Origin of the sequence: Enemella dayhoffiae (genome assembly GCF_002250625.1) — a bacterium.
In the GTDB taxonomy this organism is placed as follows: domain Bacteria; phylum Actinomycetota; class Actinomycetes; order Propionibacteriales; family Propionibacteriaceae; genus Enemella; species Enemella dayhoffiae.
In genome coordinates, this window is record NZ_NMVQ01000003.1 from 108,904 (window position 1) to 130,669 (window position 21,766).

At 70.1% G+C, this 21,766-nt stretch carries 23 protein-coding genes and 2 tRNA genes; 17 read left to right on the forward strand and 8 right to left on the reverse strand.

Annotation, left to right across the window (positions count from 1 at the left end; all coding sequences use genetic code 11):
- The first annotated feature begins 29 nt into the window (after positions 1-29).
- The 6 genes from pdxH (at position 30) to trxA (ending at position 5,011) form a co-directional block, all read left to right on the forward strand.
- Complete coding sequence (pdxH, locus tag CGZ93_RS03740) at positions 30-695, forward strand: pyridoxamine 5'-phosphate oxidase (RefSeq protein WP_094362816.1); 666 nt, start codon at positions 30-32, stop codon at positions 693-695.
- Positions 696-741: 46 nt separating this feature from the next.
- Positions 742-1,635 (forward strand): SIS domain-containing protein, encoded by an 894-nt coding sequence (locus tag CGZ93_RS03745; RefSeq protein WP_094362817.1) that lies wholly within the window; start codon positions 742-744, stop codon positions 1,633-1,635.
- A gap of 1 nt (position 1,636) precedes the next feature.
- Positions 1,637-2,773: an N-acetylglucosamine-6-phosphate deacetylase gene (locus CGZ93_RS03750; protein WP_229117180.1), complete on the forward strand. Its 1,137-nt coding sequence runs from the start codon at positions 1,637-1,639 to the stop codon at positions 2,771-2,773.
- A gap of 84 nt (positions 2,774-2,857) precedes the next feature.
- Positions 2,858-3,553, forward strand: a complete 696-nt coding sequence (locus CGZ93_RS03755) for a metal-dependent transcriptional regulator (RefSeq protein WP_094362818.1) — start codon at positions 2,858-2,860, stop codon at positions 3,551-3,553.
- Positions 3,546-4,595 carry a hypothetical protein gene (locus CGZ93_RS03760; RefSeq protein WP_094362819.1) on the forward strand — a complete coding sequence of 350 codons (1,050 nt, stop codon included), beginning with the start codon at positions 3,546-3,548 and terminating at the stop codon, positions 4,593-4,595. Before CGZ93_RS03755 ends, CGZ93_RS03760 begins: the two co-directional genes overlap by 8 nt.
- A gap of 86 nt (positions 4,596-4,681) precedes the next feature.
- A complete protein-coding gene (gene trxA / locus CGZ93_RS03765) occupies positions 4,682-5,011 on the forward strand; it encodes a thioredoxin (RefSeq protein WP_094362820.1) in 330 nt (109 codons plus the stop codon).
- Positions 5,012-5,304: 293 nt separating this feature from the next.
- Here the strand turns inward: trxA and CGZ93_RS03770 are convergent.
- Positions 5,305-5,380 (reverse strand) — tRNA-Arg (locus CGZ93_RS03770).
- 277 nt (positions 5,381-5,657) lie between these two features.
- Here CGZ93_RS03770 and CGZ93_RS03775 point away from each other — a divergent pair.
- Positions 5,658-6,041 carry a helix-turn-helix domain-containing protein gene (locus CGZ93_RS03775; protein ID WP_094362821.1) on the forward strand — a complete coding sequence of 128 codons (384 nt, stop codon included), beginning with the start codon at positions 5,658-5,660 and terminating at the stop codon, positions 6,039-6,041.
- Positions 6,042-6,243: 202 nt separating this feature from the next.
- On the opposite strand, the gene CGZ93_RS03785 is transcribed toward CGZ93_RS03775, so the two are convergent.
- Together CGZ93_RS03785 and CGZ93_RS03790 are read right to left on the reverse strand one after the other, a co-directional pair.
- Positions 6,244-7,761, reverse strand: coding sequence for an ATP-dependent DNA ligase (locus CGZ93_RS03785; RefSeq protein WP_094362822.1), 1,518 nt, complete (start codon positions 7,759-7,761; stop codon positions 6,244-6,246).
- Positions 7,762-7,775: 14 nt separating this feature from the next.
- Positions 7,776-9,056 carry an ArgE/DapE family deacylase gene (locus tag CGZ93_RS03790; protein WP_094362823.1) on the reverse strand — a complete coding sequence of 427 codons (1,281 nt, stop codon included), beginning with the start codon at positions 9,054-9,056 and terminating at the stop codon, positions 7,776-7,778.
- A gap of 47 nt (positions 9,057-9,103) precedes the next feature.
- On the opposite strand from CGZ93_RS03790, the gene CGZ93_RS03795 reads away from it, so the two are divergent.
- The 3 genes from CGZ93_RS03795 to CGZ93_RS03805 all read left to right on the forward strand — a co-directional run bounded on the left by CGZ93_RS03795 (position 9,104) and on the right by CGZ93_RS03805 (position 11,261).
- The gene (locus CGZ93_RS03795) at positions 9,104-9,445 is read left to right on the forward strand and encodes a hypothetical protein (RefSeq protein WP_094362824.1); all 342 of its coding nucleotides are present in this window, start codon (positions 9,104-9,106) and stop codon (positions 9,443-9,445) included.
- Positions 9,446-9,540: 95 nt separating this feature from the next.
- The gene (locus tag CGZ93_RS03800; protein WP_094362825.1) at positions 9,541-10,920 is read left to right on the forward strand and encodes a UTP--glucose-1-phosphate uridylyltransferase; all 1,380 of its coding nucleotides are present in this window, start codon (positions 9,541-9,543) and stop codon (positions 10,918-10,920) included.
- A complete protein-coding gene (locus CGZ93_RS03805) occupies positions 10,917-11,261 on the forward strand; it encodes a hypothetical protein (protein ID WP_094362826.1) in 345 nt (114 codons plus the stop codon). Before CGZ93_RS03800 ends, CGZ93_RS03805 begins: the two co-directional genes overlap by 4 nt.
- An 85-nt stretch (positions 11,262-11,346) precedes the next feature.
- Here CGZ93_RS03805 and CGZ93_RS03810 read toward each other — a convergent pair whose 3' ends face one another.
- From CGZ93_RS03810 to CGZ93_RS03820, 3 genes are all read right to left on the reverse strand, one after another.
- The gene (locus CGZ93_RS03810; RefSeq protein WP_094362827.1) at positions 11,347-11,697 is read right to left on the reverse strand and encodes a large conductance mechanosensitive channel protein MscL; all 351 of its coding nucleotides are present in this window, start codon (positions 11,695-11,697) and stop codon (positions 11,347-11,349) included.
- 102 nt (positions 11,698-11,799) lie between these two features.
- Positions 11,800-12,495 carry a Flp pilus assembly protein CpaB gene (gene cpaB, locus CGZ93_RS03815; protein ID WP_094362828.1) on the reverse strand — a complete coding sequence of 232 codons (696 nt, stop codon included), beginning with the start codon at positions 12,493-12,495 and terminating at the stop codon, positions 11,800-11,802.
- A gap of 109 nt (positions 12,496-12,604) precedes the next feature.
- Positions 12,605-12,991 carry an FmdB family zinc ribbon protein gene (locus tag CGZ93_RS03820; RefSeq protein ID WP_094362844.1) on the reverse strand — a complete coding sequence of 129 codons (387 nt, stop codon included), beginning with the start codon at positions 12,989-12,991 and terminating at the stop codon, positions 12,605-12,607.
- Between the two features lie 162 nt (positions 12,992-13,153).
- Here CGZ93_RS03820 and CGZ93_RS03825 point away from each other — a divergent pair, with 162 nt between their 5' ends.
- The gene (locus CGZ93_RS03825; protein ID WP_094362829.1) at positions 13,154-15,679 is read left to right on the forward strand and encodes a penicillin acylase family protein; all 2,526 of its coding nucleotides are present in this window, start codon (positions 13,154-13,156) and stop codon (positions 15,677-15,679) included.
- A 92-nt stretch (positions 15,680-15,771) separates the two neighbouring features.
- Here the strand turns inward: CGZ93_RS03825 and CGZ93_RS03830 are convergent, their stop codons facing one another.
- Complete coding sequence (locus tag CGZ93_RS03830; protein ID WP_094362830.1) at positions 15,772-16,431, reverse strand: 5-formyltetrahydrofolate cyclo-ligase; 660 nt, start codon at positions 16,429-16,431, stop codon at positions 15,772-15,774.
- Positions 16,432-16,449: 18 nt separating this feature from the next.
- Between CGZ93_RS03830 and glp the strand changes: the two genes are divergently transcribed.
- From glp to CGZ93_RS03855, 5 genes are all read left to right on the forward strand, one after another.
- Positions 16,450-17,772: a molybdotransferase-like divisome protein Glp gene (gene glp / locus CGZ93_RS03835; RefSeq protein WP_094362831.1), complete on the forward strand. Its 1,323-nt coding sequence runs from the start codon at positions 16,450-16,452 to the stop codon at positions 17,770-17,772.
- The gene (gene moaC / locus CGZ93_RS03840) at positions 17,765-18,283 is read left to right on the forward strand and encodes a cyclic pyranopterin monophosphate synthase MoaC (RefSeq protein ID WP_094362832.1); all 519 of its coding nucleotides are present in this window, start codon (positions 17,765-17,767) and stop codon (positions 18,281-18,283) included. The genes glp and moaC overlap by 8 nt, the downstream gene beginning before the upstream one ends.
- Positions 18,276-18,755, forward strand: coding sequence for a MogA/MoaB family molybdenum cofactor biosynthesis protein (locus tag CGZ93_RS03845; protein ID WP_094362833.1), 480 nt, complete (start codon positions 18,276-18,278; stop codon positions 18,753-18,755). Before moaC ends, CGZ93_RS03845 begins: the two co-directional genes overlap by 8 nt.
- A 1-nt stretch (position 18,756) precedes the next feature.
- Positions 18,757-19,425 carry a GNAT family N-acetyltransferase gene (locus tag CGZ93_RS03850; RefSeq protein WP_094362845.1) on the forward strand — a complete coding sequence of 223 codons (669 nt, stop codon included), beginning with the start codon at positions 18,757-18,759 and terminating at the stop codon, positions 19,423-19,425.
- Between the two features lie 161 nt (positions 19,426-19,586).
- Positions 19,587-20,384, forward strand: a complete 798-nt coding sequence (locus CGZ93_RS03855) for a hypothetical protein (protein ID WP_094362834.1) — start codon at positions 19,587-19,589, stop codon at positions 20,382-20,384.
- A 3-nt stretch (positions 20,385-20,387) separates the two neighbouring features.
- On the opposite strand, the gene CGZ93_RS03860 is transcribed toward CGZ93_RS03855, so the two are convergent.
- Positions 20,388-20,720 carry a hypothetical protein gene (locus tag CGZ93_RS03860; RefSeq protein ID WP_094362835.1) on the reverse strand — a complete coding sequence of 111 codons (333 nt, stop codon included), beginning with the start codon at positions 20,718-20,720 and terminating at the stop codon, positions 20,388-20,390.
- Positions 20,721-20,804: 84 nt separating this feature from the next.
- On the opposite strand from CGZ93_RS03860, the gene CGZ93_RS03865 reads away from it, so the two are divergent.
- Positions 20,805-20,877, forward strand: a tRNA-Ala gene (locus CGZ93_RS03865).
- Positions 20,878-21,766 lie beyond the last annotated feature (889 nt).

Consider the following 21,766-nt stretch of genomic DNA (forward strand, 5'->3'; position numbering starts at 1 on the left):
AATCCTTTCATGCAGGGCACAGTGGGGCCATGAACCGAGACGAGGAACCCGACCTGGCGGCAATCCGCACCGATTACGACTCGGTGCGGCTGCTCGAGGCCGACGCCGGGGACGACCCGATGACCCTGTTCCAGCGCTGGCTGCGCGACGCCCTGATGGCCGCCGAGCGCGGCCAGGTCCAGGAGCCGACGGCGATGACGGTGGCGACGGTACGCCCCGACGGTCGCCCCAGCGCCCGGGTGGTGCTGCTCAAGGACGTCGACGAGCGCGGCTTCACGTTCTATACCAACCGGCACTCCGACAAGGGCGCGCAGCTCGCGGCCAACCCGGTCGCCGCCGCGACGCTCTGGTGGCCGGCGCTCTATCGCCAGATCCGGGTCGAGGGGAGTGTCGAACAGGTCGCCGATGCCGACTCCGACGCCTACTTCGCGGTCCGCCCGCACGGCTCGCAGGTGGCCGCCGCGATGTCGCAGCAGTCCCGGCCGATCGACTCCGCCGAGGCACTGGCCGAGACGTACGCCCGCGCCGAGACCGAGCTGGCCGGCGCCGAGGTGCCGCGCCCGGCGCACTGGGGCGGCTATCGGATCGTGCCGGACTCGTTCGAGTTCTGGCAGGGCCGGCCGAGCCGGCTGCACGACCGGCTCCGGTACGCCCGGCAGGCGGCCGGCTGGTCCCGCACCCGCCTGCAACCCTGACCCCGCTAGGTTGGGGTCGAGCCGTGACCCAGAGACGAGGAGCGCCATGCCCTTCCTGACCGACGACGAGATCGGTTCCCAGCCGGAGTGCTGGAAGCGCGCCGGAGCCCTGCTGCCCGAGGTCGCCCACCTGCTCCCGGCCGACGGCGAGCGGGTCGCCTTCGTCGGCACCGGCACCGCCTGGTACATCGCCCAGTCGATGGCTGCCCTGCGCGAGAGCGCCGGCAAGGGACTCTCCGACGCGCACACCGCGGCCGCCTTCCCGATGACCCGCGACTACGACCGGCTGGTCGTGCTCACCCGGTCCGGGCGGACCACCGCGCTGAACCGACTGCTCAACCAGCTCGACGGCCGCATCCCCAGCGTCGCGCTGATCGGCGACGTGCAGCCGGACACCTCGCCGACCGCCGCCCTCACCGACGCCAGCATCGACCTCTCCTTCGCCGACGAGGCGTCGGTGGTGCAGACCCGCTTCGCGACCACCGCGCTGGCGCTGATCCGCGCCTGGGTCGGGCACCCGCTCGCCGAGGTGGTCGCGCAGGCCCACGAGGCCCTGCAGTTCCGGCTCACCGAGGAGATGGCCGACACCGAACAGGTCACCTACCTAGGTCAGGACTGGACCGTCGGGCTCGCCGAGGAGGCCGCGCTGAAGTTCCGCCAGTGCACGCAGAGCTGGTCCGAGGCCTATCCGGCGATGGAATACCGGCACGGCCCGATCGCCGTCGCCGAGGCCGGCCGGCTGGTCTGGTGCCTCGGGCCCGCGCCGACCGGACTGGCCGACCAGGTGCACGCGACCGGCGCCACCTTCGTCAACCACCGGATCGACCCGATGGCCGACCTGATCATCACCCAGCGGCTGGCCGTGGGACGGGCGATGAAGCTCGGGCTCAACCCGGACGCCCCCCGCAACCTGACCCGGGCCGTGGTGCTGGACGACTGAGGTGAGCGAGCAGGTGCTGGTGGCCGGGGCGGTCACCCCCGAGGGCATTCTCGCCCCGGCCCGGTTGGAGATCGACGGGGACACCCTCGTCTCGGTCGAGGAGGCGCCCGGCGCCGACACCGACGACAGCTGGGCGCTGCCCGGCTTCGTCGACACACACACCCACGGTGCGGTCGGGGTCGACCTCGGCTCCGCCGACGAGGCGGGGGTACGCCGAGTCCTCGACTTCGCGCGTCGGCACGGCACCACCACCCAGTTCGCCAGCCTGGCCACCGACCGGCTGGAGTCGATGTGCCGCCAGGTGGAGCTGCTGGCCGGGTTCGTCGAGGCCGGTGAACTCGCGGGGATCCACCTGGAGGGGCCGTTCCTGGCCGAGGCGCGCTGCGGCGCGCACGATCCGGCGCTGTTGCGCGACCCCACCCCCGAGGCGGTCGACGCGCTGCTGGAGGCCGGCCGCGGCACCATCGCGATGGTCACCCTGGCCCCCGAACGCGCCGGCGCCGCCGAGGCGATCGCGCGATTCGCCGAGGCCGGCGTACGCGTCGGGTTCGGGCACTCCGACGCGAGCGCCGAGCTGTGCCGCGACACGGTCGCCGCGGGCGCTCGGATCGCGACCCACCTGTTCAACGCGATGGCGCCGATCCACCACCGCCGGCCCGGCCCGGTCCCGGTGCTGCTGGCCGACGGTCGGGTCGGTCTGGAGCTGATCTGTGATGGCGTACACCTGTCGCCGGAAGTGGTCACCCTGGTCGGGGCGGCCGCGGGCTGGGACCGGGTGCTGTTGGTCACCGACGCGATGGCCGCGGCCGGACTCGGCGACGGGGACTATGCCCTCGGGGCATTGCGGGCGCGGGTCGCCGACGGGGTCGCCCGGGTGCTGCACGACGACGGCTCGGGCACCGAGCACCTGGGAAACATCGCCGGATCCACCCTGACCATGGACGCCGCACTGCGCTTCCTGCTGACGGTCGGCACCGGGCTCGAGTCGGCCGCGGCGGCCGCCGCCAGCAACCCGGCCCGCTGGCACGGGCTGGCGCGGGTCGGCGTGCTCGCCGCGGACAACCTGGCCGATCTGGTCCTCACCGATCCGGTCGGCAACGTACGCCGGGTGATGCGGCGAGGCGCCTGGCTCGACTGAGCCAACCGGAGGCATCCCGGGTAGGCTGGCAGCGGCCCGGCCCTTCACCATCCAGGCCGGACCACGACCGAGGGAGCACCACTCGTGAGCGATCTGATCGACACCACCGAGATGTACCTGCGCACGATCCTCGAGCTCGAGGAGGAGGGCGTGGTCCCGCTGCGCGCCAGGATCGCCGAACGGCTGCACCAGAGCGGCCCCACCGTCTCGCAGACCGTCGCCCGGATGGAGCGCGACGGACTGCTCACGGTCCAGGGCGACCGGCACATCGAGCTGAGCGAGGTGGGGCGCGACCGGGCCATCCGGGTGATGCGCAAGCACCGACTGGCCGAGCGGCTGCTGGTCGACATCATCGGGCTGGAGTGGGAACAGGTGCACGACGAGGCCTGCCGCTGGGAGCACGTGATCTCCGACGACGTCGAGCGACGGCTGCTCGAGCTGCTCGGTGACCCGATCACCTCCCCCTACGGCAACCCGATCCCGGGCCTGGGCGATCTCGGCGCCACCAGACTCGCCGACGCCGGCGAGCCCTGCCAGTCGCTGCCGGCGCTGGTCGCCAAGGGTGAGGTCCGACTCCAGATCCGCTCCATCGGGGAGAATCTGCAGGCGGGCCACGAGACGATGTCGGAACTGCACCGGGCGGGGATCCTGCCGGGGGTCACGCTGGACGCGGCCAAGGCGAAGGCGGGCGTACGCCTGACCACCGACGCCGGTGAGAGCTATGAGGTGGACACCGAGGCCGCCGAGCAGCTCTTCGCCGTGGTGGTCGCGCGTGGTTGACGCCTCGGTCAGGGGCCTGCTCGACGGGCACTGGTACGACGCCGTCGCCGCGCTGCTGACCGAAGGACTGCCCGGTGGCCCGCCGCCCGGGGTGGATCCGGCGCGGCTGCGGAGGGCCCGCGACCTGGCGACGGCCGCGAAGCGGGTGCTCGATCTGGACGCCGAGGATTTCGGCACCATCGCCGGCGGGTTCTCCCGGCCGTGGGCCCACCGGCTGGCGGAATCCTGCTTCCCGCTCGGCCCCCGGGATTCCGAGCGCGGGGCGTTGACCTCCCTGGTGCCGCTGTATGAGTTGATGCTCGAGGTGATGCAGTTGCGCGCGCTGCGGCACGAGCCGCTGCAGGTGGTGGTGACCGCCCACCTGATCGGGGAATACCTGTGCCAGCTGGCCTGGGAGTCGACTCTCGGCCATGGCGGTGATCCGCTGCGGATGCGGCGCGGCGTCGGTGAGCGGTGGGGGACCGACGACCGGTCCTGTCCGCACAGCTCGGCGCTGCGGGCGACGGCCAAGCGGTCGCTGAACGCGTGCAACGGTGACGTTCCGGGCTACACCGCCTATCTGGACAAGTTCCACTCCCGGCTGGGGGACGCGCTCGCGGTGTGCGCGATGAACCACGAGACGATCGGGGCCGGGGAGCGGCCCGATGTCGGGGAGACCTGCCCCGACCCGTGCGGCTGGGCGACGCGGGGCAGCCTGGAGCGGCGGCGCGACCTGGACGCCCGGGTGCGGCTGGCGCTGGTCTATGTGGACTCCCCGATCGTGGCGCTGCGGCACCACGCGCCGGTCGGGCACTTCTTCGGCGTACCGTCGGTGCAGGAGATCTCGGAGGCGTGGCTGCGCACCTGGGAGCGGCTCAGTCAGCCGTGGAACGACGGCGCCAACCCGCTGCTGCTCGGCCAGGTGCCCGGCGCCGGTGCCCCCGATGAGGCGCTGCCGGGGATGTCGGCGCTTGTGTCGGCCGTGGCCGGACGCACGGTCGGTGCCGGGCGGGTGATCCGCGACATCGGCGAGGACATCGTCGCCACCCTCGACGGGGAATGAGTCGGTCGGGGGGCCGGGAATAGGCCCCGCCCAGGCGTTGTTGACCAAGGCGATCGTCTCGACATCGACAAGAGAGGTACGCCCCAATGGCAACCGTTGACCTGAACTCCGAGGACTTCGTGTCCACCATCAAGGAGAACGACCTGGTGCTGGTCGACTTCTGGGCCGACTGGTGCGGCCCCTGCAAGCGCTTCGCGCCGATCTATTCCAAGGTGTCCGACAGCCACGGTGACGTCGTGTTCGGCAAGGTCGACACCGAGGCCAACCAAGAGCTGTCCGGTTCGCTGGGCATCATGAGCATCCCGACGGTGATGGCGTTCCACAAGGGCAACATGGTGTTCAACCAGGCCGGCCTGCTGAACGCCAGCCAGCTGGAGAAGGTCATCGAGCAGCTCAAGGAGCTGCCGGCCGAGTGAGGCCCGCCCCGACGAACTGAAAAGGTCCCGCGCCGTTCGGCGCGGGACCTCTTTCTCGTTTGGGGAGAGCGCCGACGAACGGGCTCACGCACCTTGTCTACCCACCCCCAGGAGACATTCATCGGCGCTCTCTGACGGTAAGAATACTCAACGGTCAAGGCCCCCACCAGTGATTGGGTCAGAAACCGGACAAAAGAAGCGATTCTGAGACCTTTCTCATGCCCGCCCGCAGCCACCGCGACCGGGTGGCGCGCTGGAACGCGCACCTTTTTGACCATGCTGGGAACTTCGAGTGGCGGCCCCAGTTGGATTCGAACCAACGACACCCGCTTTAGGAGAGCGGTGCTCTATCCCCTGAGCTATGGGGCCCTGCCGCATCGACTGGCTGATATCGGCGACACACACCCTACCGCCCCCACGAACTTTGTCAGTGGTTATGCCCTGGTGGGAAGCTTCGCCCCCACGCCCCCCATGAACCTTGTCAGTGGTTATGCCCCGGGCGACTTTCGATATTTTCGTTCATGATCGGGCTCTGGCTAGAGCAACCAGGTCACGCTCAGGCGGTCCGAGGACCTATGTCCCGTCGCCCGAGACCGAGTCTGACACCGAGAAGTTCGCCGATCTTCTCGAAGAGCTGGCGACCGCGATGACGGATCGACCGGCGCTCGTCGGGCCGCACAATGAAAAGATTCCTCTGCCACGCGAGGCATTCGAGGTGCTGCTGCAGGTGCACCAGGCGATGAAGCGCGGCCTGGCCATTCACGTGGCTCCGCTGAACGCGCAACTCACCACCCAGGAAGCAGCTGGCTACCTTGGCATCTCCCGGCCGACGCTGGTCAAGCTCCTTGAGTCGGGCGCGATCCCGTTCGTCAAGCCTGGCCGTCACCGCTATGTCCGCATTGACGACCTGATCGCGTACGCAGAGCAGTTGCGCAACCAGCGTGCCGGAACGTTGGATGAGATGGCGCAGGGCGCACAGGAGGACGGCCTGTACGACCTGCTCGACGGTCCGCCGCCCAGGATGCGGTGATGAATGCGGTTCCCAGTCTTTCTGGACACCAACGTCCTCTGCCCGGCCTCGCTGATCGACACCCTCCTGCGGCTCGCTGAGGCCGACGTCATCAGGCCCCGCTGGTCTGCGGATGTGATGGACGAACTCCTACGCAACCTCTCGGATCGGATCTCGGGGGACAAGGCACGCAAGCGGGTCCAGACCATGAAGGCAGCCCTGGTCAGCTGTTGTGCCCGAGCCGGCGTACCGTCTCGATGGTGTCCGCCTCGTCCGCGGACTTGTCGTGGCGATAGCGCAGCACCCGGGCGAAGCGCAGCGCGACCCCGCCGGGATAGCGCCGCGAGCGTTGTACGCCGTCGAGGGCGATCTCCACGACCTGTTCCGGGCGTACCCGAACCACCCAGTCGTCGGAATCGGTGGCCAACTCGGTGAACCGCTCGGTCTGCCAGCGCAGCATCTCGTCGGTCATCCCCTTGAACGTCTTGCCCACCATCACGAACCCACCGTCCGGGCTGCGCGCGCCGAGGTGGATGTTGGACAGCCAGCCCCGCCGCCGACCGCTGCCGCGTTCGACCGCGAGCACCACCAGGTCGAGGGTGTGCCGCGGCTTCACCTTGATCCAGGCGGCGCCGCGGCGACCGGCGGCGTACGCCGAGTCGAGATCCTTGACCACGACCCCTTCGTGACCGTCGGCCACCACCTGGTGGAAGAACCGGGCCGCCCCCGCGGCGTCGACCACGCTGGCCCGCCGGATCCGATACTGCGTGGGCACCAACCGGTCCAGCACGGCCAGCCGGTCGGCCAGCGGTGCGTCCAGCAGCGAGCGCCCCTCGGCGAAGAGCACGTCGAAGAAGGCCGGTACCAGCCGGTCGCCAACCTCGGGAGCCGGGGTGAGGGTGGCGCTGCGGGCCGCGGTGTCCTGGAAGGCGCGCGGCCGGCCTCCGGAGTCGTGCGCGAGCACCTCCCCGTCGAGCACCAGGTCGCCGCCGGGCAGTCCCGCGACGACCTGGACCACATCCGGCAACCGGTCGGTGATGTCGTCCAGACCCCGGGTGAACAGGCGTACGCCGAAGTCGCCGCGGTGTGCCTGGATCCGGATCCCGTCCAACTTGGTGTCCAGGCCCCACCGGTCCAGCTTTTCCAACGCAGACACGACATCCGGCGCCGAGGAAGCCAGCATCGGGCGTACGCCCTGCCCGACCTGCACCCCGAACCCGCGCACCTCGGCCAGCCCGCCGGTGAGTGCCGCCACGGCCACCGGTGCCGTTGCCCCGCGCACCATCACCGCCCGACGCAGCTCGGCCAACGGCACCGCCGAGGCCGCAGCGACCGCCTCCAGGATCGCCGCGTCCAGGGCACCCTGCCGGACCTCCCCGGACAGCAACCCGCGCAGCAACCGCTGCTCGCCGTCGGTCGCCGCCGCGAACAGGGCCTGCACCGCCTCTCGCCGCGCCACCACCGAGCCCGGCCCGGACAACCCCGCCACCCGCTCCAGCTCGGCGTCGACGGTGGCCACCGTCAACGACGGCTCGACCGCCGGAGCCGGCAGCGAGCCGAGCGAGGCCCAACCGACCCCGGTCCGCCGCTGCCGCAGCTCACCGGCCAACCACGCCACGACCACCGCCAGGTCTGCAGCAGGGGTACGCCGCAGCAGCGCTGCCATCAGATCGCGCTTGGCGTTGCGGGAGCCGGTCGCGGCCACCGCGGCCGAGGTGTCGGCGACCTCCTGCAGCAACATGGGCGATCCGTCGCTCACCGGTGACCGCCGAGTCGGCGTACCGCCAGCACGGCCAGCACCCGCGCCACCTGCAGGGTCTCCGACAGCGACACCTGCTCACGCGGGGCGTGCGCCATCTCCACCCGCCCGGGCCCATAGTGCAGGGTCGGGATCCCGCCCAGTCCCGCGTACAACCGCAGGTCCGAACCGTAGGGGCCCGCCCCCAACGGCACCCGGTCTCCGGTGACCGAGGCGATCGCCGACTGGGTCTGCTCGATCAACTCGTGCTCCGGCTCGATCCGCCCCGAGGAGAACTGCCCACCCGGCCAGGTCACCGAGACCGGCTGCTCCCGCAGGAATCCGTGCCCGGCGCAGGCCTGCGCGATCGCGTCCTCGAACTCCGCCCGGGCATCCGCCGGATCCTCGTCCAGGCGTACGCCCAGTCTCCCCTCGGCGACCAGCAGGTCGGGCACGGAGCTCGCCCAGTCGCCGCAGTGCACGGTGCCGACCGACAACGCGTAGGGCAGCGGGTTGTCCGCGAACAGCGGATCCACGTCGCGGTTGCGGCGCGCCTCCAGCGCGGTCAGCGCCGGGTGCAGGGCCAGATAGTTGTCCAGCGCCGAGACCCCGCTCAACCGCGCCGACCCGTGGGCGGCCCGCCCCGGCACCTCGAGCCGGAAAGTCAGCGCACCCGCGCAGGCGGTGACCAGCCGTCCGCTGGTCGGCTCGGGGATCACCGCCACCTCACCGGTGTGCCCGCGGCGCAGCGTGGCGAAGGCGCCGAGCCCGCCGTCCTCCTCGCTGATCACGCAGTGCACGGCAAAAGCCCGCTCGAAGCTCAACCCGCTGGCCCGCAACGCCGCCGCGACGGCCAGGTTTGCGGCCAGCCCCGCCTTCATGTCACAGGCGCCGCGCCCGTGCAACATGTCACCGGAAACCCTTGCCTCGAACGGATCCGTTCCTTCCCACTTGTCGGGATCGCCGACCGGCACCACGTCCACATGGCCCTGCAGCACCAGTGCCGGCTCACCCACCCCGGCCGAGGTGGCGACCAGGCCGTATCCCTCGGAGCGCTCCACCTCGGTTCCCGGGAACTCCTTGTCGGACAGCAATCCGTCCAGGTCCAGGCGCCAGTTGTCCACGTCCAGCTCGAGCCGGCGCAGCCGTTCGCCCAACCGGTGCTGCAGTTCCGACTCGGCGTCGGTGCCGGTGACCGAGGGGACTCGGACCAGTTCGATCAGGGTCTCGGCCAACGACTGCTCATCGAGCGCGTCCAGCACTCGTCGTTCGGCGTCGGTCCAGGAACTCGTGCTCACGCGTGGCAGCGTAGGCCCCGCACGCCCGTCCCGCCTAGAGTGGCCACATGGCCTACCACGGCGACGAGAGCGAGGAGCGGGAGATCCGCGAACCGCTGATCGAGAGCATCCGACGCACCCGGCGTCGCTCGCTGCTCGCCGGATTCGGGGACAGCTCGGGGCACTGGAGTGTGTCGATCACCCTCGCGCTGCTGGGTGTCGCGTTGTTGCTCACCTTCTTCTTCGTGCCCCGTTGGCAGTACGCCGCAGCGGGCGCGCTGGTCCTGCTCTCGGCCCCGGCGGCCTATCTGGGCATGCGCAAGGGACACGCGTACGCCCTGCCGGCGGGGGTGCTGGCGTTGCTCGCCTGCATCGGTGGGATCGCGCTGTTCGTCTCAGTGCGCCCCTGACCTCGGGTGCGACCCTGAGCGACCTCGGGTGCGGTGCGCATCACGCGCTGGATACGGTGGGGGAGATCGGCCCCCGCACTGGAGAGGATCCGCTGGTGAGTGACGAAGGACTGCGACGTTCCGTCGACAAGATGACAGAGGCCGGTGTGAACCCGGTGGCCATCCAGGTGTTCCGCCACTACTACGAACAGCTGAAGTCAGGCGCCACTGGCCTGATCAGCGAGGACAGCATCGCCCCGCTCACCGAGGTGGACCGACTGGCCGACCAGCACCCCGACCCCGAGGCCGCCCAGCAGGCGCTGGCGCAGACCGTGGTGATCAAGCTCAACGGCGGGCTCGGCACCTCGATGGGGATGGACCGGGCCAAGTCGCTGCTCCCGGTGCGCGACCAGAAGACCTTCCTCGATCTGATCGTGCAGCAGGTCCGATCCGCGCGCGAGCGCCACGGCGTACGCCTGCCGCTGCTGCTGATGAACAGCTTCCGCACCCGCGAGGACACCCTGGCCGCGCTGGCCGAGCACCCGGACCTGCCGGTGGGCGGGCTGCCGCTGGACTTCCTGCAGAACTCCGAGCCGAAACTGCGCACCGACGACCTCACCCCGGTCGAGTGGCCGCAGAACCCCGATCTCGAATGGTGCCCGCCCGGACACGGTGACGTCTATCCCGCGCTGCTCGGCTCCGGGGTGCTGGATCAGCTGCTGGAGCAGGGATTCCGCTATGCCAGCGTGTCCAACTCCGACAACCTCGGCGCCACTCCCGACCCGGTGCTGGCCGGCTGGTTCGCCGCCTCCGGTGCCCCCTATGCGGCCGAGTTGTGCCGGCGCACGGTGAACGACCGCAAGGGCGGCCACCTGGCCGTGCGGCGCAGCGACGAGCGGCTGATCCTGCGCGACACCGCCCAGACCGCCGACGAGGAGATGGACTTCTTCACCGACGAGCACCGGCACCCGTTCTTCCACACCAACAACCTGTGGTGGGACCTGGTCCGGCTCAAGGAGGTGCTGACCGAACGCGACGGGGTGCTCGGACTGCCGCTGATCCGCAACACCAAGACCGTCGACCCGTCCGACTCCGACTCGCCGGAGGTCTATCAGGTCGAGACCGCGATGGGGGCGGCGATCGAGGTGTTCGAGGGGGCCACCGCGATCGTGGTCGACCGCAGCCGGTTCCTGCCGGTCAAGACCACCAACGAGCTGCTGCTGCTGCGCTCGGACTGCTATCGCATCGACGACGACGGCACGGTCGAGCTGCTCGCCGACTCGGCCCCGGAGGTGTCGCTGGATTCCTCCTACTACAAGAAGATCGGCGACTTCGACCAGTGCTTCGACCAGGGTGCGCCGTCGCTGCGCGAGGCGACCTCGCTGCGGATCAACGGTGACTTCCGCTTCGGTGCCGAGGTGACCGTACGCGGTGCGGTCGAGTTGGACGGGGGAGCCGAGCAGCAGCTGATCGAGTCCGGCACCGTGCTGCAGTGAGCGAGTCGGCCGACCCGTCCTGGCACGTCGCCCTGGCGTACGCCCTGACCGGGCAGGAACTGCCGCTGCCGCGACATGCCGCGCCGGAGCCCGAGGTGCTGGTCCGCGAGCTCGCCGAGCTCGGTTGGGGAGGGGAGGTGTTGCGGCAGACGGCCCGCTCCGCCCACCCCGTCCCGGACCGGTTGCGCAACGGCCTGGGCGCGGCCCAGTTCTGGTCGGCGCTGTCCGAGGTGCGGCGACTGCTGGGGGCCACCGGCGCCACCGCCCAGGTCAGCTCCGGGCGTACGCCGAACGCAGAAGAACGCCGCCTGTTGGCCGACCGGCCACCCCATCACGGGTGAACCCCGGCATCCCGACGGGTCGGGACAACAAAGAACCCTGCCACCCGAAGGTGACAGGGTTCTCGGAAACCCTTGGCGGGAAGGGTCAGCGGCCAGCCAGCAGATCGCGGATCTCGGCGAGCAGCTCGGTCTCGGTGGCGGTCTTCTCGTCGGTGATGCCACGCATCTTCTTGTAAGCCTCATAGGGCTTGACGACCGCGAGGTAAAGAACCAGGGCGGTCATGATGAAGCCGATCAGTGCGGTGAGGAAAACGCCGATGTTGATGCCCATCACGGGGGTGTTGCTCAGATCGGGCACCTTGAAGATCAGCCCCACCAGGTCCATCAGGATCCCGGCGAAAGCCTTGACGACGGCAGCGAAGGCAGTACCCATGATGAAGGCCACGGCAAGCTCGATGAGGTTGCCCTTCATCAGGAATTCTTTGAAGCCCTGCATAACTTGTTCTCCAATCAGTTCGAAGACCCACCCTGGGTCAGGGAACGGCACGTAATGTAGCAGTTACCTACCGAACTGTTGGAAATCGTGGCGTGTCGCAATTCAGCGGATCAAGATGGACAGGCGACCCGAATTCTGGGCCAGTTGCGGCGCGGCTGCCGGGTCCGCCTCCAGCAACAGCAACGCACCCCGGGAGTCCTCGCTGGCCCCGAACGATCCTCCGCCGGACTGGCCGGTCGGCAGCGCGGCGACCCGCGCCCCGCGGGCGACCACCCGGGCGGCCCCGTCCATCGGTGTGGCCAGCACGTCGATCGGGTCGCCGACCCGCAGCAGGGCGGCGACCCCCGGATCGGTCAACCGGACCGGCGCCAGCACCCGATCCCCCGCGGTTCGCGGACGCGGAGCCACCACCGACAACTCGGTCACCGGGGTGCCGGCGGTGATCGGCGCGGTGAGCACCCGGCCCAGCACCGCATCGGCCCGCTCGAGGCGATCGCCCGGGGCGATTCGGGTCGGGAAGTGCGCCACCCGCAGATCAGATTCGGTCAGCGGCTGGCCGCCGGGCAGGGCGCGGGCGGCGACGAGCACGGGTACGCCCGGTTCGGGCTCGGCGCGGGCCGCGGCCAGGGTGCACAGCACCGCACCGATCGCACAGAGCACCGCCACCGTGCGGCGATGCCAGGTCAGCCAACGCCCGAGGGAGCCGAGCGGACTGCGGCGGCGCGGGGAACTCCGCCGCTGGCGGAGACGGGAAGGGGCGGGCGGTGGCGCACTGGGGAGGTCCGGCGACGTGGTCATGCCTCCCACGATGTCGACCGATTCCGGAATCGGTCAGGCAATCCACAGGCCGGCGCCCGCCACCGAAGTTGTCCACAGGCTCGGGGTGGGCCGGGCCGGGGCGCCGGCGTCAGTTGGCCGCGGCGGCCTTGCTGCTCGCGGCGCCGGAGCCGGTACTGGAGCCCGAGGTCGAGCCGGAATCGGACTTCGCGGAGGTCGACTCGCTCTTCCTGGCGCCCTCGCTGGAGGAGCCGCCCTCGCTCGCGCCGCCGTTCTTGGTCTCGGAGCCGTTGGATCCATTCGACCCGTCCGCCCCGCTGGACCCGCCCGACTTCGCGTCCCGGGAGTCGGTGCGATAGAAGCCGGATCCCTTGAACACGACCCCGACGGCGTTGTAGATCTTGCGCAGCTCGCCGTTCTCGCAGTTCGGGCACTCGGTGAGCGCCGAGTCGGTGAACTTCTGCACGACCTCGAGGTCGGTGCCGCAGTCCTTGCAGCGGTACTGGTACGTGGGCATCACATGTCTCCTTCTGGCACTCCAGCATACCGACTGCCAACGGCCCGGGCAGAATTCGCGCCGTCCCGGGCCCCGGTCGCCGGAGGTGAGCGACCGGGCGGGTTAGGCTCGGGCTGCCCGGCGGGCCACGGTCCGCGGCACTCGGCTCGATGAAGGACTGATTTGCGTTCCCTGCCCCGCTGGTTGTTCAACCTGCTGATCACCCTCGCCCTGGTGCTGGCCGCCCTCGCCAGCCTCGCGGTGGTCACGGTCCGGGAGTCCTTCCCACAGACCTCGGGGACGCTCACCCTGGCCCCGCTGAGCAACCCGGTCACCGTCCTGCGCGACGCCCAGGGCGTACCGCAGCTCTATGCCGACACCCCTGAGGACCTGTTCGCCGCGCAGGGGTTCGTGCACGCCCAGGACCGCTTCTTCGAGATGGATTTCCGCCGCCACGTCACCGCCGGCCGGTTGTCGGAGTGGTTCGGGCCCTCCCAGGTGAACACCGACGCCTACGTCCGCACGCTCGGGTTCCGGCGCGTCGCCGAGCAGGAGTTCGGCATGCTCAGCTCCCGCGGCCGGCGCTACCTGGAGGCGTACACCGCCGGGGTGAACGCCTATCTCTCCTCCCGCTCGGCCACCGACCTCTCGATCGAGTACGCCCTACTCGGGCTGCAGGGCCGCAACACCACCCCCGAGCCGTGGTCCGGGGTGGACTCGCTGGCCTGGCTGAAGGCGATGGCCTGGCAGCTCGACGGCAACCTGAACGCCGAGGTCGAGTCCGCGGTGATGCGCCGACTGGTCGGTGACCAGCGGGCCGGTGAGCTGCGACCGGACTATGACCCGGAGGTGTTCGAACCGATCGTGGATGGTGGTGCCCCGGTCAACGGTCAGTTCGACCCGAACGCCCAGGCCGGCCAGCAGCGACCCGCTCCACCGGTCTCCGAGGCCGCGATACCGGCGCTGCGGGCGATCCTCGCGGGCAACCTGCAGCTGCCGACTCTGGTCGCCGATTCCGCCAGCGCCGCGACCGGGTCGAACTCGTGGGTGATCTCCGGCGAGCGGTCGGCCACCGGCAAGCCGATCCTGGCCAACGATCCGCACCTGGCCACGTCGATCCCGTCGATCTTCACCCAGGTGGGACTGCACTGCCGGGTCGTCGACGCCAACTGCCCGTTCGATGTGTCCGGTTTCTCGTTCGCCGGGATGCCGGGGGTGATGATCGGTCAGAACGCCGACATCGCGTGGGGGATGACCACCCCCTACGTCGACACCCAGGACCTGTTCATCGAGCAGGTGCGCGACGGTCGGGTACGCCGCGGCGAGGACTGGCGTCCGCTGGAGTCGCGCACCGAGCTGATCTCGGTGGCGGGGGAGGAGCCGCGCGCGATCACCGTCCGCACCAGTTCGCACGGTCCGCTGTTGTCGGATGTGGACACGAAGCTGCGCGGCGTGCCGCCGGCGCCGGCCACGGGGGAGGTGGAGAGTGCGGTGGCCCTGGGCTGGACCGCGCTCACCCCGGGCGCCTCGCTCGATGCGGTGTTCGGGGTCAACGAGGCGCGCAACTTCACCGAATTCCGGCAGGCCGCCGAGAAGCTCAAGGCACCCTCGCAGAACCTGGTGTACGCCGACCGGCAGGGCAACATCGGCTATCAGCTGCCGGGCGATCTGCCGCGCCGCGGCCAGGGTGACGGGACTTCTCCGGTGCCCGGCTGGGACCCGGCGTACGCCTGGCAGGGCAGGATCCCGTTCGCCGAACTGCCCTACTCCTACAATCCGCCGCGCGGTTATCTGGTGGCGGCCAACCAGCAGATCATCGCCAACTATCCCGGGGTGCTCGGCACGGATCCATCGATGGGGTGGCGCAGCCAGCAGATCGGCGAGCGGATCAACGCCCACCACGGGCCGATCACGCTGGCCGAGACCCAGGACATCTTCACCGACACCCGGGTGCGGTTCGCCGACCGCATCGTGCCGGCGCTGTTGCGGGTGCCGCCCGCGGAGGACTGGGTGCGCGACGGTCAGCAGGTGCTGCGGGACTGGGACCTGAAGGCGGACCCGGACTCGGCCGGCACGCTCTATTTCCAGCTGGTGATGAAACATCTGCTGCGGCTCACCCTGGACGACGAGCTGCCGCCGGAACTGCGCACCGGGAGCTCGGATCGTTGGTATGCGGTGGTGGCGGAGCTGATCCGCGATCCGCGCAACCGCTGGTGGGACGACCAGCGGACGGTGATCGTGGAGGACCGCGACTCGATCATCGCCCAGGCGATGGTGGACGCCCGGCGCGACATCACCGTGCTGATGAGTCGCGATCCCGACGGGTGGAAATGGGGCAGGGCCCACCGGTTGCGGCTGCAGAACCAGACCTTCGGCTCATCGGGGGTCGGGCTGTTGGAAGCCTTGTTCAACCGCGGCAACGAACCGGTGGGCGGTGGTACAGCGATCGTCGAAGCGTTCGGCTTCGACGACCGGAAGTGGGGGTTCGAGGTGACCTCCGGCCCCACCATGCGGATGGCGGTCGATCTCGCCGACCCCGACCGGTCGCGCTGGGTGAACCAGTCCGGGCAGAGTGGGCACATCTTCCACCCGCACTATGACGATCAGCTGCGCCGACTGGCCCGCAACGACCTCGCCCCCTGGCCCTGCACCCCGGACGCGGTGCAGGCCGCCGCCGTCGACCGCCTCGAACTCACCCCCGGCAACTGACGCCGGCTGAGGCTGTCGGAGCCCCGTTCCTCGAGTGGCGGAGCCGGGCGCAGCGAAGCGGAGCAATGGGCCGCGTGTCGAGAGGAACCACCTCAGCCACCAGCCCGCAGCAACCGCGTGGGCGTGGCGATCACGTCGACCGGGCGATCCCACGGCTGCACCGGCAGGGTGGGCAGCACCTCGTCGTCGTTGAGCAACAGGAGGCTGACCGCATCCGCTGCGGCGTACGCCCGGGCCCGGTCGTACCAACCGCCGCCGACGCCGAGCCGGTCCCCGCGCTCGGTCCCGGCCAGCCCGGAGCAGACGATCACCGCGGCCTCGGCCAGTCCGGTCGCGCCGAGCGGTTCGGTGGTCGGCTCGGGGATTCCCCACAGACCGGCGCGCAGCCGCTCGGGTCCGGCGTACGCCGCCCAGTCGGGTTCGCGGCGTGGGCGGCCGTCGGGCTGGCGGTCGAGCACGGGCAGCAGGATCCGCACCTGGTGGGCGGCCAGCCAGCTGATCAGCTCCAGCGTGCTCGGTTCGCTGCCGTGGGACAGATAGATCGCGACCACCGAGCCCGCGGTCGGCATACCCCAGAACCGCTGCAGGTGCAGAAAACGAGCGTGGTCGTCGGTGGCGCGCTCCTGTTCCGAACGCGCGGTACGCCGCTGCCGGACCGCGGCGCGGAGCAGCTGCTTCGCCTCCTGCAACGCGTGCGCGTCGGCTGTCGATCCGCCGTGGTCGGTGCGTCCGGGGCGGTCGGGGAGGCTCATTCGCCTATCGTATGGCCCATGGCACTGTTCGGTCGACGGAAGAAGGCTGCCCCCACGCCCGAGGTGGAGGAGGCCCCGGCAATCCTGCCTGAGCCGCCCGCACCCAACGCGGACGGGCTTCGCGACTGGCAGGCGCAGCGGGAGTGGGTGCTCGATCAGATCGAACCCCTGCCGCCGTTCGGGATGCAGGTGATCGACGCGCTCCGGCTGAGTCTGTGTGAGGACATCGAGGCCGACATTTCCCTGCCCGGGTTCGACAACTCGGCGATGGACGGATATGCCGTGCAGGCCGCCGACACCTGGAACGCCAGCGAGAAGGCGCCCTCGGTGCTGGCCGTGGTCGGCGAGATCGCCGCCGGCACGGTTGCGGATCGGGCGCTGGCTCCGGGCACGGCGATGAAGATCATGACCGGGGCACCGATGCCCGAGGGCGCCGACGCGGTGGTGCAGTACGAGCTGACCGACCGTGGTACCGAGGACGTGCAGATCTTCGCCCAGGTGGAGCAGGGGAAGAACATCCGCTCCAAGGGGTCCGACATCAGCGAGGGTGAGCACCTGCTCTCGGCCGGGCTGCAGATCGACTCGCGGACCGTGGGGTTGCTCGCCGGCGTGGGCATCGACAAGGTGCTGGTCCGGCCGCGGCCGCGGGTGGTGGTGATCTCCACCGGCAGCGAGCTGGTCGAACCGGGACTGCCGCTGGATGACAACGGGCAGCTCTATGACTCCAACTCCTACATGCTGGCGGCGGCGGCGAAGGCGGCCGGGGCGCAGGTGTTCCGCGTCGGCGTGGTCGGTGACGACGAGGAGGCGATGGCGAACACGATCTCCGACCAGTTGGTGCGGGCGGACCTGATCGTCACCTCCGGCGGGATTTCCCAGGGGGACTGGGATGTCGTCAAGGCGGTCGCCCCGAGCCTCGGCCTCGTCGACTTCACCCAGGTGGCGATGCAGCCGGGCAAACCGCAGGGGTTCGGGCTGATCGGTGAGGACCGGATTCCGATGCTGATGCTGCCGGGCAACCCGGTGTCGTCGTTCGTGTCGTTCGAGGTGTTCGTCCGGCCGGTGATCCGCAAGCTGATGGGGGTGCAACCGCTGTATCGGCAGCCGATCCGCGCGGTCACCAACACCATCGTCCGCTCCTCGCCGGGGCGGGCCCAGTTCCTGCGCGGGGAGGTGCGCACCGACCCCGGCGGTCGGCACACCGTCGACCTGATCGGCGGACCCGGCTCGCACCTGCTCGGTTCGCTGCAGAAGTCGAACGCCCTGGTGGTGCTGGACGCCGACACCGAGGTGATCCCCGCCGGACACACGGTCACCACCTGGATGCTCACCGATGACTGACCCCGATCCCACGCCGGCCGATACGGTGGCTGAGCCTGTCGAAGCCACCCTCACCCACCTCGACGCCCAGGGCAACGCACGGATGGTCGACGTGTCGGAGAAGACGGTCACCGTACGCTCCGCCACCGCGGCCGGCCGGGTCACCCTGTCCGCCGATTGCGTGGCCCTGCTGCGCTCCGGTGAGGTGCCCAAGGGTGACGCCCTGGCCGTGGCCCGGATCGCGGGAATCCAGGCAGCGAAGAAGACCTCGGACCTGGTGCCGCTGTGCCACCCGCTGATGATCTCCGGGGTCGAGGTCGACCTGCGGGTGGTCGACGACGGTGTCGACATCACCGCGACGGTGCGCACCAACGAGCGCACCGGGGTGGAGATGGAGGCGCTGACCGCGGTGTCGGTGGCCGGGCTGACCGTGGTGGACATGGTCAAGGCGGTGGACAAGCGGGCCGTCATCGGCGACATCCGGGTGCTGGCCAAGTCGGGCGGGCGCAGCGGGGACTGGCGTCGTGACTGACAGCTTCCGGGCGTGTGTGATCGTCGCCTCCACGCGCGCCGCGACCGGCGTGTACGCCGACAGGTCCGGTCCGATCCTCGCCGAGTCCCTTGCCCAGCTCGGTTTCACCGTCTCACCGGTGATCGTGGTGCCCGACGGCGACCCGGTCGGTGCCGCCCTGCGCGAAGCGGTGGGTGAGCATGACGTGGTGCTGACCAGCGGTGGTACCGGGATCACGCCGACCGACGTCACGCCGCAGCAGACCGCACCGCTGCTCGACTATCAGGTGCCGCAGATTCCGGCCGAGATCGCCCGATTCGGTGTGCAGAAAGGGGTTCCGACGGCCCTGCTCAGCCGCGGCCTGGCCGGGGTGGCCGGGCGGGCTCTGGTGATCAACCTGCCCGGATCGAGCGGCGGCGTACGCGACGCGATGGAGGTGCTGGCGCCGATCCTGCCGCACGCGGTGTCCCAGCTGCGCGGTGGTGACCACTGAGATGGCCAACCGATTCCGCACCGAAATCGCCCGCCAGGCCGGTCATCGCTGGCCGGTGACCCTGCAGCACGGCGGGGTGCGGTTGCGCCCGATGAAGGTGCGTGACCGGGCCGCCTGGGAGTCGGTACGCCGGGTCAACCGGCAGTGGTTGATGCCGTGGGAGGCGACCGTGCCGCCCGGCGGGGAACCGGGGCCGCCGAGTTTTGCCGCGCTGGTGCGGATGTTGAACCAGCAGGCGCGCGAGGGGCGGATGCTGCCCTGGGTGCTGGTCTGGGACGACTCGCTGGGCGAAAATCCGCGGGCGAAGGGGGTGCTGGCCGGGCAGGTGACCGTTTCCGGGATCACCCGCGGCTCGGCCAACTTCGCCCAGATCGGCTATTGGGTGGACGAACGGCTGGCCGGGCGGGGGATCGTGCCGACCGCGGTGGCGATGGCGACCGACTACTGCTTCTTCGGGATGGGCCTGCACCGGATGGAGGTGGCGATCCGGCCCGAGAACGGGAAAAGCCTGCGCGTGGTTGAAAAGCTCGGCTTCCGCCACGAGGGGCTGCGACCGGGTTATCTGCACATCAACGGCGGCTGGCGCGACCACGAGGTGTTCGCCCTGAATGCCGACGAGGTCGGGGAGGGCCTGATCCACCGCTGGGAGAACCGCCCCACCGTCCCCTGAGCTCCCCACCTACATTCCCTGAGCGAGCGAGGTACGAGCGAGTCGAAGGGGAGAGCCCTCACGTTCCCTGAGCGTGTCGAAAGGCCCCCACCACAACGGATCTGACGACACTCCGATCAAGGTCGGCCACGGAAAGGTGCCACCTGCGTACCTTCATCCGTGTGGGAACAACGGGTCTGATCTTCGGTGCGATCGTGGCGGCCTGGCTTGCGTACCTGGTGCCGATGTACCTGCGACGCAACCAGAACAACGCCCGTCCCCAGGTCGACCCCGAAGCGCGGTTCTCCAACTCGGTCCAGATCGTGCGCGACGGCAACGCGGCCTTCGGTGCCGGCACCGGCGAGGAGGAGGACGCGGCCCTCGTCTCCACCCCACTGACCCGCCGCGCCGCGGTCACCGAGATCCGGCAGACCGAGCGGCGGATGGCGGGTCGTCGCCGCAATGTTCTTGTGGGGCTGGGATTGCTGCTGATCGCGTTGACGGTGACGAGCGCGCTGGGGCATACGCCCTGGTGGAGCCTGGCGATTCCGGGTGGGCTGATCGTGGCCTTCGTCGGGGTGGCGCGGTTCAGCGTGCGCGCGATGCACCGCCAGTTCGAGGCGCGATTGGCGCAGGTGCGCAGCGGCGATGAGGAGGACACGGTCGCGATCAGTCGCGAGGGGCTCGTCAAGGCGGAGCCACGACAGTCGGCCGTAACCGAGGTCGAGCTGGGGGCGCCGGAGGGTACGCCGGGCACCCTGTGGGGTCCGCTGCCGGTGACCCGACCCACCTATGTGCAGGCCCCGGTCGCCCCGCGCACGGTACGCACGATCGATCTGTCGGCCCCGGTGTCGGCGAGCGAGCCTCCGGTCACCGCCGACGGCCCCGAGGTGCGCGAACCGGTGCGGCGACCCGAACCGGTGCGGCGACCCGAACCGGTGCGGACCGAGCAGCCGCGCCCGCGCGCGGTGGGCGAGTGAGCCTCAGCGTTTCCGGTCGCTGATCGCGTACGCCGCCCCCGCGGCCGCCGCGGTCACGCTGAACACCGCCGGCCAGGCGCCGATCTTCTTCGCCAACGGGTGGGACGCGCCGAAGGCGCCCAGATAGACCGCGGCCAGCCCGCCTGCGACGGCCGGCCCGCCGCGCGCCAGCCAGGTCCGCCCGGCGAGCAGCCCGAGGCCACCCAGCACCACCCCGCCGAGCGGCCGGATGCCCGACTCGCGGGCCACCAGATAGCCGCCGATCAGCCCGAGCGCCACCAGGGGAGCGGTCTGGACGTCGTCAGCGTTGCGCAGGGTCATCCCGTCAGAGTTCATGCTGCGAGCGTACGCCCGACCCCGAGTCGCGCTGATTTCACGCCCCCGCTCGCCGGTGGTAGGCTGGTCGGGCTCACAGAGCATGGGGCTATGGCGCAGTTGGTAGCGCGTCTCGTTCGCAATGAGAAGGTCAGGGGTTCGAATCCCCTTAGCTCCACGTAAGATGAGAAAATCGAAACTTGCCCCGCCTGATGGCGGGGCAGTTTTGTTTCTGCGGTGACTTTGGCCGGGGCGTCGATGCTGGCGTGGGCAAGGACGCTGGCGGTGGTCTCGTCGGGTGTGTAGGTGGCGTTCTCTTCGTCGTCGATGGTGATGCGGGTGAACAGGGCGCGGTTGAGGATGCGTCGTTCGGCTGGGTCGCACTTGTTGTAGAGGGCGTCGAGGTCGACCAGGAGTTCGGTGAGCCGGTCCAAGCCCGTTCGGGCCTCGGCGTAGGTGTCGGTGAGGTTGTCGATCCGTGTGCTGATCTGGTCGAGGCTGGCGCGGATGCGGTCTTGCTCGCTCTTGAGGAGGTCGAGGGGGATCGCGTCGGCGTAGTGGGCCTGGACGAGCTTGAGGCGTTCGGCTTCGAGCTTGTCGCGCTGGGCAGTCAGGAGCTTCCGTTCGTCCTCGCTGGATCCTTCGAGCTGGTCGAGCACGTCGTTGAGGACCTTCCGGACCTGTGCGGCCTGGGTTGGGCTCAGGGAGTTGCGCTGGTAGGTACGTTCGATCTCGGCTTCGGCGCGTTCGGCGAGGATCGCGGAGCGAGTGCAGTTGGTGGTCTTGCGTCGTCGTCCGGAGCAGGTGAAGTACTCGTAGCGGTCCCCGGTCTTGTCGCGGGGGCGTTCGATCATGAGCTTGGCTCCGCAGGAGCGGTACAGGGTGCCTTTGAGGTAGTGGTCGTACTTCTGTGGTTGAACCGCACTGGGTTGGTTGGAGTCTCTGGTGTGCCCCGGCTTCCGTGTAGTCGAGATTCTTGGGATTCTCATGCCACGGTGATGTGGTTGCGTTCGAACTCTATCGGCGTGAGCCATCCGAGCTGGCTGTGCCGACGTCGCCGGTTGTGC